The 15,151-nt window shown below is 65.0% G+C and carries 14 protein-coding genes; 5 read left to right on the forward strand and 9 right to left on the reverse strand.

All coding sequences use genetic code 11. From position 1 onward, the window contains the following. Window positions 1-184 precede the first annotated feature (184 nt). The 9 genes from VSR82_RS00540 to VSR82_RS00580 form a co-directional block, all read right to left on the reverse strand. Window positions 185-646: a peroxiredoxin gene (locus VSR82_RS00540; RefSeq protein WP_368582865.1), complete on the reverse strand. Its 462-nt coding sequence runs from the start codon at window positions 644-646 to the stop codon at window positions 185-187. Window positions 647-869: 223 nt separating this feature from the next. Continuing rightward, entirely contained in the window at window positions 870-1,763 is an 894-nt protein-coding gene (locus VSR82_RS00545; RefSeq protein ID WP_368582867.1) for a polysaccharide deacetylase family protein, read from the reverse strand. A 12-nt stretch (window positions 1,764-1,775) separates the two neighbouring features. Continuing rightward, window positions 1,776-2,822, reverse strand: a complete 1,047-nt coding sequence (locus VSR82_RS00550; RefSeq protein ID WP_429459435.1) for a bifunctional UDP-4-keto-pentose/UDP-xylose synthase — start codon at window positions 2,820-2,822, stop codon at window positions 1,776-1,778. Beyond that, complete coding sequence (locus VSR82_RS00555) at window positions 2,819-3,748, reverse strand: formyltransferase (protein WP_498857440.1); 930 nt, start codon at window positions 3,746-3,748, stop codon at window positions 2,819-2,821. Before VSR82_RS00555 ends, VSR82_RS00550 begins: the two co-directional genes overlap by 4 nt. Further along, the gene (locus VSR82_RS00560; protein WP_368582870.1) at window positions 3,745-4,788 is read right to left on the reverse strand and encodes a glycosyltransferase; all 1,044 of its coding nucleotides are present in this window, start codon (window positions 4,786-4,788) and stop codon (window positions 3,745-3,747) included. Before VSR82_RS00560 ends, VSR82_RS00555 begins: the two co-directional genes overlap by 4 nt. Window positions 4,789-4,794: 6 nt before the next feature. Then, on the reverse strand, window positions 4,795-5,946 hold the full coding sequence (locus tag VSR82_RS00565; RefSeq protein ID WP_368582871.1) for a DegT/DnrJ/EryC1/StrS family aminotransferase: 1,152 nt from the start codon (window positions 5,944-5,946) through the stop codon (window positions 4,795-4,797). Between the two features lie 176 nt (window positions 5,947-6,122). Continuing rightward, window positions 6,123-6,494, reverse strand: coding sequence for an SMR family transporter (locus VSR82_RS00570; protein WP_013089326.1), 372 nt, complete (start codon window positions 6,492-6,494; stop codon window positions 6,123-6,125). Window positions 6,495-6,518: 24 nt separating this feature from the next. Then, complete coding sequence (locus tag VSR82_RS00575) at window positions 6,519-8,273, reverse strand: glycosyltransferase family 39 protein (RefSeq protein ID WP_429459432.1); 1,755 nt, start codon at window positions 8,271-8,273, stop codon at window positions 6,519-6,521. 111 nt (window positions 8,274-8,384) lie between these two features. Beyond that, complete coding sequence (locus VSR82_RS00580) at window positions 8,385-8,759, reverse strand: Mth938-like domain-containing protein (RefSeq protein WP_230560588.1); 375 nt, start codon at window positions 8,757-8,759, stop codon at window positions 8,385-8,387. A 457-nt stretch (window positions 8,760-9,216) separates the two neighbouring features. Here VSR82_RS00580 and VSR82_RS00585 point away from each other — a divergent pair, with 457 nt between their 5' ends. The 5 genes from VSR82_RS00585 (at window position 9,217) to moaD (ending at window position 15,145) form a co-directional block, all read left to right on the forward strand. Beyond that, window positions 9,217-10,464: a pyridoxal phosphate-dependent aminotransferase gene (locus VSR82_RS00585; RefSeq protein WP_368582873.1), complete on the forward strand. Its 1,248-nt coding sequence runs from the start codon at window positions 9,217-9,219 to the stop codon at window positions 10,462-10,464. 102 nt (window positions 10,465-10,566) lie between these two features. Continuing rightward, a complete protein-coding gene (locus tag VSR82_RS00590) occupies window positions 10,567-11,898 on the forward strand; it encodes a homoserine dehydrogenase (protein WP_429459427.1) in 1,332 nt (443 codons plus the stop codon). A gap of 8 nt (window positions 11,899-11,906) precedes the next feature. After that, window positions 11,907-13,358 (forward strand): threonine synthase, encoded by a 1,452-nt coding sequence (thrC, locus tag VSR82_RS00595; RefSeq protein WP_368582876.1) that lies wholly within the window; start codon window positions 11,907-11,909, stop codon window positions 13,356-13,358. Window positions 13,359-13,621: 263 nt separating this feature from the next. Next, window positions 13,622-14,833 (forward strand): molybdopterin molybdotransferase MoeA, encoded by a 1,212-nt coding sequence (locus VSR82_RS00600; protein ID WP_429461879.1) that lies wholly within the window; start codon window positions 13,622-13,624, stop codon window positions 14,831-14,833. A 54-nt stretch (window positions 14,834-14,887) separates the two neighbouring features. After that, complete coding sequence (moaD, locus tag VSR82_RS00605) at window positions 14,888-15,145, forward strand: molybdopterin converting factor subunit 1 (RefSeq protein ID WP_176108666.1); 258 nt, start codon at window positions 14,888-14,890, stop codon at window positions 15,143-15,145. Window positions 15,146-15,151: the final 6 nt, after the last annotated feature.

Below are 15,151 nucleotides of genomic sequence, written 5' to 3' on the forward strand. Positions count from 1 at the left end.
GGCTGCGCGCAATTAAAAAAGCCGCCGCCCCGGCATTCGGGGCTAGCGGCTCGACGATGATGCTCGCATTGCGCCTCACGCTCCGAACGGCACCGGTGGATCCGGTCAAGCGGCCGTCAGAGCTGGCGCAGCGGAGAAAAATATGGGGTGGACAGGCACTCATTGCGGCCCAATATAACGCGCATCAAAGCGCTTGTACAGCCTCCAGAATTTCGTCGACGTGGCCCGGCACCTTGACGCCGCGCCACTCCTGGCGCAGCACGCCAGCGGCGTCGATGAGGAACGTGGAGCGCTCGATTCCCCGTACCTCTTTGCCATACATTTTCTTCATTTTGATGACGGAAAACAGCGCGCACAGCGTTTCTTCCGGATCGGAAATCAGCGGGAAGGGTAGTTCGAGCTTGGCCTTGAAGTTGTCATGCGAACGCAAGCTGTCGCGCGACACGCCGATCACTTCCGCGCCGGCCTTCTTGAACTTCGGATACAGATCGCGGAACTGCAGACCTTCGGTCGTGCAGCCCGGCGTGTTGTCCTTCGGATAGAAATACAGCACCACCTTCTTGCCCCGCAGCTTCGACAGCGTGATTTCGCCGCCCGTCGCGGCGGCGGTGAAGTCGGGGATGGGTTGGTCGACTGCGATGGACACGAGGTTCTCCGGTGGTTAGGGCCGGCGTCGCTAGGTGCCGCGGCGTCGGCCGGTCTGTCGTCGAGGTTGTTGTTGTTCGGGGATTCGGTCAGCGTGCGGCTTGCGGTTGCCTTGCGGTTGCCTTGAGGTTGCCTTGCGGCTGCCAGATCGGCAGGCCACGCGGCGAACGGGCAGGCAGCAAGCGGCGTGCTTACCGACGACTTTCGCGCCGCGCCGCAGCCCTTCAGGGCTGGACGATCAGTTCGCCGGAGCGCCCCGGAATCTCGCCCCACGTAACAGGGTACGATGGCAGCGTGGCGCGGTCTAGCGTGGCGTAGTAATCGCCCATCGTGGCGAACGTGTGGCCCTGCGCGCGCCAGCCTTCGAGCAACTGTTCGAATACCGGCGCGAGCTTCTGTCCTTCGAGCTCCGCGTGCAGCGTGAACACCTGGTCGTGCGGATTTTTTTCGGTTTGTTTCAGCATCCACGCGGCGACGTTGTGCGTGTCGACACCATCGACACCGAGCACTTCGTCGAGCGTCGGCAGCGTGGTCGGCATCTGCACGTGCTTGAGCGTCCTGCCATCGACCACCGGCAGATACGGCGAGTGGCCGCGACCATCAGACGCGTAGTGCATGCCCCACGCGTCGATCTGCTCGAACGCGTGGCCGTTCATCTGCCAGCCCGCCGCACCGTGCGTGACAGGCGGCGCGCCGAATACCTCGATAAAGCGCGCGTGGCTCTGCTGCATCTGCGCGACGGTCCACGCGCGATCTTTGGCGCGCACGTTGTCCTGCCAGTAAACGTGGTCCCACGTATGGATGCCGCACTCGAAGCCGGCTTCGTGGATCGCGCGCATTTCGGCCGCGGCTTTCGCGCCGATGTCCGGACCGGGCAGCAGCACGCCGTACATCAGCTGTTTGACGCCGTAATGCTCGACCACCGACGTGCGCGACACCTTCTTCAGAAAACCCGGCCGCAGCACACGGCGCATCGCCCAACCAGTGTGGTCGGGTCCGAGGCTGAACAGGAAGGTGGCGCGCGCCTTGAAACGGTCGAAGATGCGCGCGAGATTCGGCACGCCTTCGCGGGTGCCGCGCAGCGTGTCGACGTCGATCTTCAGGACGATGCGAGCCAAGGACGCGCCCTTTTATTGCTGTTCGACGAGTGCGCGGGCGTCCGCGACATGGCCGCGATACGCTTCGAAAATCTTGCGCAGCGCTTCGTCGAAAGTCGACGTGGGTGCCCAGCCGAGTTCCTGCTTCGTGTTGTCGATCTTCGGCACGCGGTTCTGCACGTCCTGATAGCCGTTGCCGTAGTACGCGCCCGACGACGTTTCGACCAGTTGTACCTTCTTGGCCGAGTCCGCGTATTCGGGGAATTCGGCCGCGAGTGCCAGCATCTTGTGCGCGAGCTCGCGCACGGAGAAGTTGTTGGTCGGATTGCCGATGTTGTAGATCTTGCCGGTGGCGACGCCGTTCTTGTTCTCGATGATCTTCATCAGCGCGCTGATGCCGTCGTCGATATCCGTGAATGCGCGCTTTTGCGCACCGCCGTCGACGAGGCTGATGTTCTCGCCGCGCACGATGTGGCCGAGGAACTGCGTGACCACGCGCGAGCTACCTTCCTTCGGCGTGTAGATCGAGTCGAGGCCCGGGCCGATCCAGTTGAACGGACGGAACAGCGTGAAGTTCAGGCCTTCCATGCCGTAACCCCAGATCACGCGGTCCATCAGCTGCTTCGAGCACGCGTAGATCCAGCGCGGCTTGTTGATCGGGCCGTACGACAGCTGCGATTCTTCCGGATCGAACTGCTCGTCCGTGCACATGCCGTAGACCTCGGAGGTCGACGGAAACACGAGGTGCTTGCCGTACTTGACGGCCGAACGCACGATCGGCAGGTTCGCTTCGAAGTCGAGTTCGAACACGCGCAGCGGCTGCTTCACATAGGTTGCGGGCGTGGCGATCGCGACGAGCGGCAGGATCACATCGCACTTCTTGATGTGATATTCGACCCACTCCTTGTTGATCGTGATGTCGCCTTCGAAGAAGTGCATCCGCTCATGATTGAGGAGGTCGCCGAGACGTTCGGTCTGCATGTCCATCCCGAACACTTCCCAGTCGGTCGTTTCGAGAATGCGTTTGGACAGGTGATGGCCGATAAAGCCATTCACACCCAGAATCAGGACTTTTTTCATGAATGAGATTGGATGAGCTGGGCGAATTTCGCCGGACTGACGGCAGTCTCGCCGCCATCGTGCTGGTGCCGCAATTCGTGGATGTTGATCGCGCGGCCGTCGCCGCAAATTGCGAAAACGGCATTATCGCTTACGTGCAGGCCCGGGGGCAAATCCGAGCGGAGCGCGCCGGGCACGGCCAGACGCGCGCGTGCGACGATGAACCGATGGCCGTTCAGATCGGTGAAAGCGCCCGGATACGGCGGCGCGACCGCGCGGATCAGGTTGTAGACCTGCTGCGCGGACTGGCTCCAGTCGATGCGGCCGTCTTCCGGTTTGCGCCCGCCGTAGTAGCTGCCGTGTGCGAGATCGTTCGGCAGATGCGGCGCCTCGCCCGCGAGCAGCGCAGGCAACACCCGCCATAGCGTTTGCTCCGCCGCGACCGTGACCTTGTCGAAGACCTGCGCGGCGGTGTCGTCGGGCAGGATCGGCACCGGGGTTTGCGCAATGATCGCGCCGGCGTCGGGTTTCGCGGCCATTTCGTGCAGCGTCGCGCCGGTTTCGCTCTCGCCGTTGAGCACCGCCCAGTTGGTCGGCACGCGGCCGCGATACTTCGGCAGCAGCGAGCCGTGCATGTTGTAAGCGCCCCGTGCGGCGATCGCGAGCAGATCGAGCGGCAGCATGTGGCGGTAGTAGAACGAGAAGATGAAGTCCGGCCGCGCGGCGCTCACCGCGGCGCGCAGTTCCGGACTCTTCGGATCGGCCGGCGTGACGACGGCGATGCCGTGCTCGGCCGCGACCGATGCCACGCTGCCGAACCAGATGTTCTCGCTCGGGTTGTCTTCATGCGTGACGACGAGCGCGACGTCGACGCCGCGCGCGAGCAGCACCTGCAGGCAGCGCACGCCGACATTGTGATACGCGAATACGACGGCGCGCGGCTTCATGGCTGACGTCCCTGATCGGCGACCGGCACCGGCTGCACGCCTTGCGCGACGGTCTGGCGCGGCGCTTCGGCGACGGCGCCGCCGTCGCGTTCTTCGAGAATGGTCTGCACCAGATAACGCGGCCGCGCACGCACCTGCTGATAGATCCGGCCGATGTACTCACCGAGCAGGCCGAGCGCGAAGATGATCACGCCGAGCAGGAAGAAGGTGATAGCGAACAGCGTAAACACACCTTGCACTTCCGCGCCGATGATGAAGCGCCGAATCAGCAGCAGGACGAACAGCGCCGCGGAGCCTAGCGACAGGATCACGCCGATGAACGACAGCCATTGCAACGGCACCACCGAGAAACCGGTGACGAGGTCGAAATTCAGGCGGATCAGCGAGTACAGCGAGTACTTCGACTCACCGGCGAAGCGTTCTTCGTGCGCGACCTCGATTTCCACCGGATTCTGCGCGAACGTGTACGCGAGCGCGGGGATGAACGTGTTGATCTCGCCGCAGCGGTTGATCGTATCGATGATGTGACGGCTGTACGCGCGAAGCATGCAGCCCTGGTCGGTCATCTTGATGCGCGTGATGCGCTCGCGCAGATGATTCATCGCGCGCGACGCCTTGCGGCGCCACAGGCTGTCCTGGCGCTGCCGACGGATCGTGCCGACGTAGTCGAAGCCCTCGCGCATTTTCGCGACGAGCTTGCCGATTTCCTCGGGCGGATTCTGCAGGTCGGCGTCGAGCGTGATCACGATGTCACCCCGCGACTGCTCGAAGCCCGCGAGAATCGCCATGTGCTGGCCGTAGTTGCCGTTCAGCAGGATCACGCGCGTCGTGTCGGGCCGCGCGCGGAACTGCCCGGCAAGCAGCGCCGCGGATTTGTCGCGGCTGCCGTCGTTGATGAAGATCACTTCATAACCGGTGCCGAGCGCGTCGAGCGCCGGATAGAGGCGCGCGAACAGCGCGGCCAGTCCGGCTTCCTCGTTGTACACCGGAATGATGATCGACACTTCCGGTGCGACGGCGCGATGTTCCGAATAAGTCATGTCCGCTTACTTTCCGTAGTGTTCGCAAATTTCGTTGACCGCGCGGCACACGCGCTCGACGTCGCCTTCGTTCATCAGCGTGAAGAGCGGCAGCGTGACGGTGGTGGCGCCGAAGCGTTCGGCATGCGGGAACATGCCTTCCTTGAAGCCGCGCGCACGGTACAGGGAAAACAGGTGCAGCGCCGGGTAGTGCACGCCCGAGCCGATGCCGCGCTCCTTCAGCTCGCCCATGAAGCCGGCGCGGTCGATCGACAGCTTTTCGAGCGGCAGCGTGATCTGGAACATGTGCCAGTTGCTGTTTTCGAAGTCTGCGACGGGCAGGCCGACGCCGAGCTTCACGGCCGCGCCGCCTTCGAGCTGCGCGAAGTACGCGCGCGCGAGCTTCTTGCGCTGCGCGATGAAGCGCTCCAGATGCGGCAGCTGGCCGAGGCCGACGCGCGCGGCGACGTCGGTCAGGTTGTACTTGCCGCCGAGCACGTCGCAGTCCATGCCGTCGAAGCCGGTGCGCGTGATGCCCTGCAGCCGGTACTTCTGCGCGAGCACCGCTTCTTCCTCGTTGTTCAGCACGAGCGCGCCGCCTTCGACCGAGGTCAGGTTCTTGTTCGCGTGGAAGCTGAACGACACGATGTCGCCGAGCTTGCCGATGCGCTCGCCGCGCCAGGTCGAGCCGAATGCCTGCGCGGCGTCTTCGATCACGCGCAGCTTGTGCTCGCGGGCGATTGCATACAGACGGTCCATGTCGACCGGCAAGCCGGACAGGAACACCGGCAGCAGCGCCTTGGTGCGCGGCGTGATGGCTTTTTCGAGCAGATCGAGATCGACGTTGCGCGTGACCGGGTCGATGTCGGCGAACACCGGCGTCGCGCCGGTTTCGAGGATCACGTTGCAGGTCGACACCCAGGTGGCCGGCGTCGTGATGACTTCGTCGCCGGGACCGACGCCGGCGATGCGCAGGCCGATTTCGAGCGTCGCCGTGCCGGAATTGAACGTGCGCACCGGGCGGCCGCCGCAGAATTCGGACAGCGCGGCCTCGAACTTCTGGTTCTGCGGGCCGGTGGTGATCCAGCCGGAACGCAGCACGTCGGCGACGCCCTGGATCGTTTCCTCGTCGATCTCGGGTTTGACAAACGGCAAAAACGGGACTTGTGACTGGCTCATGAATGCATCGCTCGATTGAAAGGGGCGCGGCCCGACGGGCGCGAAGTAAACCACAAACTACGCGCAAACCCAAGGCCGCGGCGGAAAAAACGCAACCGTGCAGCTTACCGCGCCCTACCTTACGTCAGGCTTAGGCGGCTCGTGCGCCGCGCGGGTTCCTGCGCGAGGCGCGGCGCCTAGCTGCGCGCGAGCACGACCACGCCGACCAGAATGATGCCGATGCCGACCAGCTTCTGCACCGACATCACTTCGCCGAACAGGTACCACGCGGCGATCGCGTTGACGACGTAGCCAAGCGACAGCATCGGATAGGCGATCGACACGTCCACCCGCGAGAGCCCGATGATCCACACCGCCACGCTGATCACGTAGCAGGCGAGCCCGCCGATGATCGGCGGCTGGGTTGCCAGCTTGAAGCCGATGGGCAGGATGTTCGCACGGGTGAATTCGAAGTGTCCAACGGCATTCGTGCCGGCCTTGAGCAGCAGCTGCGCGCCGGCGTTCAGCGTGACGCCGGCGAGGATGCAGAAGAGGGAAATCGGGTTCATCGAACGGTCTGGTTCTCTATAGGGTTAGGGCTTTGCCGCGGGCGTGGAGGCGGGGGCAGCGGCGGCGGGAGTCCCGTCGGCGAGCGGCTTCATCACCACCACGCGACGCGAATCGCGCGCGATCACCTGCATCGGCACGCCTTGCTTGACGAGGCGCTCGTAGGTCGGCGGCGGGATCAGCGCGAGCGCGTAGCGATCGGCCTTCCAGCGCTCGATCCACTCGTCGATCGTCGGCACCCATTTTTGCGGCTCGACGGACACGCCGAAGGCGAGCTCGTCCGGGTGCGCGACCATGATCATCGTGTGGCCGATGTAGAACGGCAGCGTATGGTCGAGCACGCCGACCGAGTAGAACGGCGTGTCGGGCGGCAGCTGCGCGAGTTTTGCCTTGATCGCGGGCGCGAGCGGCGCGCCGGAGCTCAGGCGTCCGAACACGTCGTGGCCGGTGCCCGCGATCGTGGCGAGCAGCAGCCAGCCCGCGCCGAACGCGGCGAGGCTGCCGAGGCCGGCCCGTGCGTTGGCGCCTGCGCCATTCTCACCGCGACGGTTCAGCCACAACGCGACCAGCGTGAGCACGAAGGCCACGGCCAGCCCGGCGAGCACCCACACGCGGAACTCGGCGTACAGCGCGGCCGGATTGCGCTCAGAGCCGAGGCGCGACAGGAACAGCGCCGCAAACGCGGCGACTACGAAAAACAGCGCGTAGCCCGCCAGATGCCGGCGCTGCTGCTCGCGCGTGACGAGCGGCAGGTACATGCCGATCAGCATTGCGATCGGCGGCGCGATCGGCAGCGTGTAGGACAGCAGCTTCGAGTGCGACGCGCTGAAGAACAGGAAGATGAAGACGATCCACGTGAGCATCAGCGTGACCGGCGCGAAGCCGTTCGGCTGACGCGGCTGACGCCACGCATGGCGCACGCTTTGCACGGTTACCGACAGCCACGGCAGGAAGCCCACCAGCAGCACCGGCACGAAGTAGTAGAACGCGCCCGGGCGATTCTGCTCGGGCGTCAGATAGCGCTTGAACTGCTGGACGATGAAAAAGAAGTTCAGGAATTCAGGATTGCGCTGCTGCACGAGGACGAACCACGGCGTGACGATCGCGAAGAAGACGATCAGGCCGCTCACCAGGTGCAGTCGCTTCCACAGCGCCCAGTCGCGGGCAATCAGCGTGTAGAGCACCAGCACCGCGCCCGGCAGGATCAGCCCGACGAGACCCTTGGAGAGCACCGCCAGCGCCATCGACGCCCAGCACACCCACATCCAGCCGCGCACGCACGGGGGGCGCAGGTTCGGCCGCTGCGCGAGCAGCAGCGCGCAAAGCGTGAGCGTCATCCAGAACGACAGGCCCATGTCGAGCGTGTTGAAGTGGCCCATCAGGTTCCAGTACGGCGCGCAGGCGAGCACGAGCGCCGCGAACACGCCAGTCGCCGCGTTGAACACGCGCGCACCGGTGAAGCCGATCAGCAGCACGCCGGCGAAGCCCGTCAGCGCGGTATAGAGGCGCGCCTGCCATTCGCCGATGCCGAACCACGCGAACGTCAGCGCGTTCGCCCAGGTTTGCAGCGGCGGCTTCTCGAAGTACTTGTAGGCGTTGTAGCGCGGCGTGATCCAGTCGCCGGTCAGGAACATTTCGCGCGCCATTTCGGCGTAGCGGCCTTCGTCGCTCGGCAGCAGATGGCGCCAGCCGAGCGGCACGAACCAGATCACGGCGAGAACCAGCACCAGCAACAGGATGGCGGTGCGGTTGAGCGGTAGCCTCGACGGCGTATCGTTCATGAAATATCAACCCTTCTTGTTATCGACGACGCGCGCGCAGGCGCGGCGCGGGGGCCAGAACGGGGCCGGCCGGGCGCCGGCTCGCGCGGGATGCGCCGGCGCCGGGCCCGCTCAGGCTTCGATCAGCAACGCGGCCGCGACCTTGCGGCCCTCGGCCATCAGAATGTTGTAGGTGCGGCAGGCGGCCTTGAAGTCCATCGTTTCGACGCCGATGCGTTTCGCGGTGAGTGCGGCGGTCAGCCTCGGGTGCGGAAAGCGCAGCCGCTCGCCGCTGCCGAACACGACCACTTCGGGCGCGGCGTCGACCAGCATCGCGAAATGCTCGGCGCTCAGCTGCTCGAACGACGAGACGGGCCAGGGAATGACCGGCGCGTCCGGCAGCACGAGCAGACTGCCCGCGTGACGCACCAGATTGATTTCGACGTAGTCGGCGCCGTAGCCGGTAACGGTATTCAGCGCGCCGCTGGAATCCTGATGTAATTTCAAATTGGTTTTCCGAAGTCGTCGTGAGACGTCATGCGTATGGCCGGCCTGAATGCACGTCGCACAGGCCGCGCGGTTCGACGCGTGTGACACACGAGAAGGCCGAAAAGGCTTGCCGTTGCGGGTGGTGCATTGCGGAAGTCGGCCAAAATCCGCTAAATTATAACTTTTTAGCCGCCTTGCGGCGCCCCTCGCTCAAGTGCCGCCACAAGCCGCGCTGGGCACATCGGCGTGGCCCACCGGCTACCTGTGCTGGCATCGCCCGCTTTCGCTGCGTTTTTTCCCCGCGCCGGAACCCGGAAAGCCGCGGCCGCTCGACAGTTCGACCCCATTTCGCAGTTGGCCGCCTTCGCTGGCGCCGCCGCGTCCGAATTCCCGTATCGGTGAATCCGAGCGGCCCGGCGCCGTCAGCCGGGCCCCGTTTGCCCAAGGTTTGCCCCCAGCCATCAACCAGGATGAAGTGCCCGCCGTGAAACCGATTCTCAAGTCCAATAAATTGTTGAATGTCTGCTACGACATTCGCGGGCCCGTCCTCGAACACGCGAAGCGGCTCGAAGAAGAGGGCCACCGCATCATCAAGCTGAACATCGGCAATCTGGCGCCGTTCGGATTCGAGGCACCCGATGAAATCATTCAGGACATGATCCTGAATCTGCCCAGCTCGTCGGGCTACTCCGATTCGAAGGGCGTGTTCGCCGCGCGCAAGGCGATCATGCACTACACGCAGCAAAAGGGCGTGCACGGCGTCGAGCTCGACGACATCTACATCGGCAACGGCGCGTCCGAGCTGATCGTGATGGCGCTGCAGGGCCTCGTCAACGACGGCGACGAAGTGCTGCTGCCCGCGCCCGACTACCCGCTGTGGACCGCCGGCGTGAGCCTCGCGGGCGGCACGCCGGTGCACTACATCTGCGACGAGTCGAATAGCTGGATGCCGGACCTCGACGACATCCGCGCGAAAATCACGCCGAACACGCGCGCGCTCGTCGTGATCAACCCGAACAACCCGACCGGCGCGCTGTATTCGGACGAACTGCTGCTCGGCCTGATCGAGATCGCGCGCCAGCACGGCCTCGTGATCTTCGCCGACGAGGTGTACGACAAGATCATCTACGACGGCAAGAAGCACACGTCGATGGCGTCGCTGTCCGAAGACGTGCTGACTGTCACGTTCAACAGCCTCTCGAAGAGCTACCGCTCGTGCGGCTACCGTGCCGGCTGGATGGCCATTTCGGGCCTGACCGGCGAGAACCGCCGGCTCGCGAAAGACTATCTGGAAGGCCTCGGCATCCTCGCGTCGATGCGGCTGTGTCCGAACGTGCCCGGCCAGTATGCGATCCAGACCGCGCTCGGCGGCTATCAGAGCATCAACGACCTGATCGTGCCGAGCGGGCGCCTGTACAAGCAGCGCGAACTCGCCTATGACATGCTGACCGCGATCCCCGGTGTAAGCTGCGTGAAACCGGAAGCGGCGCTGTACATGTTCCCGCGCCTCGACCCGAAGGTGTATCCGATCCAGAACGACCAGCAGTTCATCCTCGACCTGCTGCTCGAAGAGCGCGTGCTGCTCGTGCAGGGCACCGGCTTCAACTGGAAGACGCCGGATCACTTCCGCGTCGTGTTCCTGCCGAACGTCGACGACCTCGCGGATTCGATCAACCGGATTGCGCGCTTCCTCGATGGCTACCGCAAGCGTCACACAGCCTGAGCCGCCCTCGCGTACGATGTGGCGCGTGACGTGGCGCATCAGGCGCGCCGCTCGTGCCACCCTTGACACCCTTTTCAAACCTCTATTAGAAACACACGCTGCATGGAACCGATCAAAGTTGGACTGCTGGGCTTCGGCACGGTAGGCAGCGGCACCTTCACGGTACTGCGCCGCAATCAGGAAGAAATCAAACGTCGCGCGGGTCGCGGCATCGAGATTGCGCGCATCGCCGTGCGCAACCCGGCCAAGGCGACCGCGGCGCTCGGCGGCGAAGCCGGCAGCGTGGCGCTGACCGATGACTTCAACGCGGTCGTCGACGATCCGTCGATCGCGATCGTGGCGGAAATGATCGGCGGCACCGGCATTGCGCGCGACCTCGTACTGCGCGCGATCAACAACGGCAAGCACGTGGTCACCGCCAACAAGGCGCTGCTCGCCGTACATGGCACGGAGATCTTCCAGGCGGCGCGCGCGAACGGCGTGATGGTCGCGTTCGAAGCGGCGGTGGCGGGCGGCATTCCGATCATCAAGGCGTTGCGTGAAGGGCTGACGGCGAACCGTATCCAGTACATCGCCGGCATCATCAACGGTACGACGAACTACATCCTGTCGGAGATGCGCGACCGCGGGCTCGATTTCGCCACCGCGCTGAAGGCCGCACAGGAGCTCGGCTACGCGGAAGCGGACCCGACCTTCGACATCGAAGGCGTCGACGCCGCGCACAAGGCGACGATCATGAGCGCGATCGCGTTCGGCGTGCCGGTGCAGTTCGACCGCGCGTACGTCGAAGGCATCAGCAAGCTCGCCGCGATCGACATCAAATACGCCGAGGAACTCGGCTATCGCATCAAGCTGCTTGGCATCACGCGGCGCACCGATAAAGGCATCGAACTGCGCGTGCATCCCACGCTGATTCCGGAAAAGCGCCTGCTCGCGAATGTGGAAGGCGCGATGAACGCGGTCGTCGTGCACGGCGACGCGGTCGGCACGACGCTGTACTACGGCAAGGGCGCGGGCGCGGAGCCGACGGCTTCCGCGGTGGTCGCCGATCTGGTCGACGTGACTCGTCTGCACACGGCCGACCCTGAGCATCGCGTGCCGCATCTGGCGTTCCAGCCGGACAGCCTGTCGAACACGCCGATCCTGCCGATCGAAGAAGTCACGAGCGGCTACTACCTGCGCCTGCGCGTCGCCGACGTGACCGGCGTGCTCGCCGACATCACGCGCATTCTGGCGGACACCGGCATTTCGATCGACGCGCTGCTGCAAAAGGAATCGGAACTCGTCGACGCGAACGGCAAGGGCGAAACCGACATCCTGCTGATCACGCACGAGACGGTCGAAAAGCAGGTCAACGCCGCGATCAGGTCGATCGAAGGGCTCAAGACCGTCGTCTCGCAAGTCACGAAGCTGCGCATGGAAGCGCTGAACTAGGCCGAACTATGAACTACCTCTCCACGCGCGGCGCCGGAGCCGGCGAGCGCCATACCTTCTCCGACATCCTGCTCGGCGGTCTCGCGAAAGACGGCGGACTGTATCTGCCGGCCGAATATCCGCGCATCACCGCGGACGAACTCACGCGCTGGCGCACGCTGCCGTACGCGGATCTCGCGTTCGAAATCCTGTCGAAGTTCTGCGACGACATCCCCGCCGACGATCTGCGCGCGCTGACCCGCAAGACCTACACGGCCGCGACCTACTGCAACGTGCGCGACGACGAAAGCGCCGCGCAGATCACGCCGCTGAAGACGCTCGGCGTCGAAGACGGCGCGCCGCTGTCGCTGCTCGAACTGTCGAACGGGCCGACGCTCGCGTTCAAGGACATGGCGATGCAGCTGATCGGCAACCTGTTCGAGTACGCGCTCGCGAAGCACGGCGAAACGCTGAACATTCTCGGCGCGACCTCGGGCGATACCGGCAGCGCCGCTGAATACGCGATGCGCGGCAAGAAGGGCATCCGCGTGTTCATGCTGTCGCCGCACAAAAAGATGAGCGCGTTCCAGACCGCGCAGATGTACAGCCTGCAAGACCCGAACATCTTCAATCTCGCGGTGGAAGGCGTGTTCGACGACGCGCAGGACATCGTGAAGGCGGTGTCGAACGACCACGCGTTCAAGGCGAAGTACAAGATCGGCACGGTGAATTCGATCAACTGGGCGCGCGTCGTCGCGCAGGTCGTCTACTACTTCAAGGGCTACTTTGCCGCGACGAAGTCGAACGACGAGCGTGTGTCGTTCACGGTGCCGTCGGGCAACTTCGGTAACGTGTGCGCGGGTCATATCGCGCGCATGATGGGTCTGCCGATCGAGAAGCTCGTCGTCGCGACCAACGAGAACGACGTGCTCGACGAGTTCTTCCGCACCGGCATCTACCGGGTGCGCAAGGCAGCGGAGACGTATCACACGAGCAGCCCGAGCATGGACATCTCGAAGGCGTCGAACTTCGAGCGTTTCGTGTACGACCTGCTCGGCCGCGATCCGGCGCGCGTGCTGCAACTGTTCCGCGACGTCGAGGAGAAGGGCGGTTTCGACCTCGCGGCGAGCGGCGACTTCGCGCGCGTGAGGGAGTTCGGTTTCGTGTCCGGCAGCAGCAGCCACGACACCCGCGTCGAAACGATCCGCGACGTGTTCCAGCGCTACGACACGATGATCGACACGCACACGGCCGACGGCGTGAAGGTCGCGCGCGAGCATTTGCAACCGGGCATTCCGATGATCGTGCTCGAGACCGCGCAGCCGATCAAGTTCGGCGAGACGATCCGCGAAGCGCTGCTGCGCGAACCGGAGCGGCCGGCGGCGTTCTCGGGACTCGAAGCGCTGCCGCAGCGCTTCGAGGTCGTGCCCGCGGATGCGCAGAAGGTGAAGGACTTCATCGTCGCGAATACCGGCGCATAAGGGCGACCGGCGACGTCAAACGGGCCGCGCGGGCCGTTTTCGGCTCACGCGGCATCCCGCGGCCGTGTCGATTCGCGTTAATCGACTCCCACGCCCGCACTACGAAAAAACGCTGGCCGCACCCTCGGCGGCCACGCAGCGAAAATCACAAAAAGCTCTCCATGACGCCCGGCCGCCCAGGCTAACGGCATCGGCCGCTACAATGTTCTTTTAACCTGCGGCTTCGACACATCCCGATGTCCACACCCACGCCCCGCGCCCCGATGCTCGCCACTGCCGATGCGTTGGCCATCCTGCTCGACGCCGCCCGCGCGATCGACGGTATCGAAACGCTGCCGACGCTCGACGCGCTGAATCACGTGCTCGCCACCGACGTCACGTCGCCGCTCGACGTGCCGCCGATGCACACGAGCGCGATGGACGGCTACGCGGTTCGTATCGCCGATCTCGCGCACGGCAGCCGCCTGCCGGTCTCGCAACGGATTCCGGCCGGCCATGCACCGGCGCCGCTCGCGCCCAATAGCGCGGCACGCATCTTCACCGGTGCGACGGTGCCCGCTGGCGCGGACGCGGTCGTGATGCAGGAACAGACCGAGGCGGCCGGCGACGAAGTGACGATCGTGCATCGTCCGCAGGCGGGCGAGTGGATCACCGCGCAGGGCGCCGATATTCGCGCAGGCTCGGTGATCCTGCCGGCCGGCACGCGGCTCACGCCGCAGGCGTTGGGGCTTGCCGCGTCGGTCGGATGTGCGCGGCTCGAGGTGCGCCGGCGCGTGAAGGTCGCCGTGTTTTTCACCGGCGACGAACTGACGATGCCCGGCGAGCCGCTGAAGCCCGGCGCGATCTACAACTCGAATCGCTTTACGCTGCGTGGCCTGCTCGAGAAGCTCGGCTGCGACGTGACCGACTACGGCATCGTCGCCGATCAGCTCGACGCGACCCGCGCGACGCTGCGCGAGGCCGCTGAGGCGCACGATCTGATTCTCACCTGCGGCGGCGTGTCGGTCGGCGAGGAGGATCATGTGAAGCCGGCGGTAGAGGCCGAAGGGCGTCTGTCGATGTGGCAGATCGCCATGAAGCCGGGCAAGCCGCTCGCGTTCGGCGCGGTGCGCCGTGGCGCGGGGGGCACGGCGGAAACGTTTTTCATCGGCCTGCCCGGCAATCCGGTGTCGAGCTTCGTCACGTTCCTGCTGTTCGTGCGTCCGTTCGTTCTGCGGCTGGCCGGGGTGCAGACGGTCGCGCCGCGCGCGTTGTCGCTGCGCGCCGACTTCACGCAGGGCAAGGCCGATCGCCGCAACGAATTCCTGCGCGCGCGCGTCAACGCAGCGGGCGGGCTGGATCTGTTTGCCAATCAGAGCTCGGCCGTGTTGACGTCGACCGTGTGGGGCGACGGCCTGATCGACAATCCGCCGAACCACGCGATCAGCGCCGGCGAAACCGTGCGCTTCATTCCGTTTTCCGAACTGCTGAACTGAGGCCGGCTATCCGCGGCATGCACCGCATGCGCGGCACAAACCGGCGGTATCCCGATGAAGATTGAACTTCGATACTTTGCGAGCGTACGTGAAGCGCTCAATACCTCCGACGAAACCGTCGAGGTGCCCGACGGCATCGCGACCGTCGGCGACGTGCGCGCGTGGCTGCGCGTGCGTGGCGGCATCTGGGCCGAGACGCTCGCCGAAGGCCGCGCGCTGCGCATGGCCTGCAACCACGTGATGACCGACGCGAGCACGCGTATCACCGAGGGCTGCGAGGTCGCGTTCTTTCCGCCCGTCACCGGCGGCTGAGCCGGG

The sequence above is a fragment of the Burkholderia sp. JPY481 genome, from assembly GCF_038900515.1.
GTDB classification, from domain to species: Bacteria; Pseudomonadota; Gammaproteobacteria; order Burkholderiales; family Burkholderiaceae; genus Paraburkholderia; species Paraburkholderia youngii.

Excerpts from the sequence above, each read along its gene's own strand:
- VSR82_RS00565 (WP_368582871.1), bottom strand. The coding sequence starts at position 5,946 with ATGAGCCAGTCACAAGTCCCGTTTTTGCCGTTTGTCAAACCCGAGATC.
- VSR82_RS00550 (WP_429459435.1), bottom strand. The coding sequence starts at position 2,822 with ATGAAAAAAGTCCTGATTCTGGGTGTGAATGGCTTTATCGGCCATCAC.
- thrC (WP_368582876.1), top strand. The coding sequence starts at position 11,907 with ATGAACTACCTCTCCACGCGCGGCGCCGGAGCCGGCGAGCGCCATACC.
- VSR82_RS00600 (WP_429461879.1), top strand. The coding sequence starts at position 13,622 with ATGCTCGCCACTGCCGATGCGTTGGCCATCCTGCTCGACGCCGCCCGC.
- VSR82_RS00575 (WP_429459432.1), bottom strand. The coding sequence starts at position 8,273 with ATGAACGATACGCCGTCGAGGCTACCGCTCAACCGCACCGCCATCCTG.
- VSR82_RS00555 (WP_498857440.1), bottom strand. The coding sequence starts at position 3,748 with ATGAAGCCGCGCGCCGTCGTATTCGCGTATCACAATGTCGGCGTGCGC.
- moaD (WP_176108666.1), top strand. The coding sequence starts at position 14,888 with ATGAAGATTGAACTTCGATACTTTGCGAGCGTACGTGAAGCGCTCAAT.
- VSR82_RS00560 (WP_368582870.1), bottom strand. The coding sequence starts at position 4,788 with ATGACTTATTCGGAACATCGCGCCGTCGCACCGGAAGTGTCGATCATC.
- VSR82_RS00570 (WP_013089326.1), bottom strand. The coding sequence starts at position 6,494 with ATGAACCCGATTTCCCTCTTCTGCATCCTCGCCGGCGTCACGCTGAAC.
- VSR82_RS00590 (WP_429459427.1), top strand. The coding sequence starts at position 10,567 with ATGGAACCGATCAAAGTTGGACTGCTGGGCTTCGGCACGGTAGGCAGC.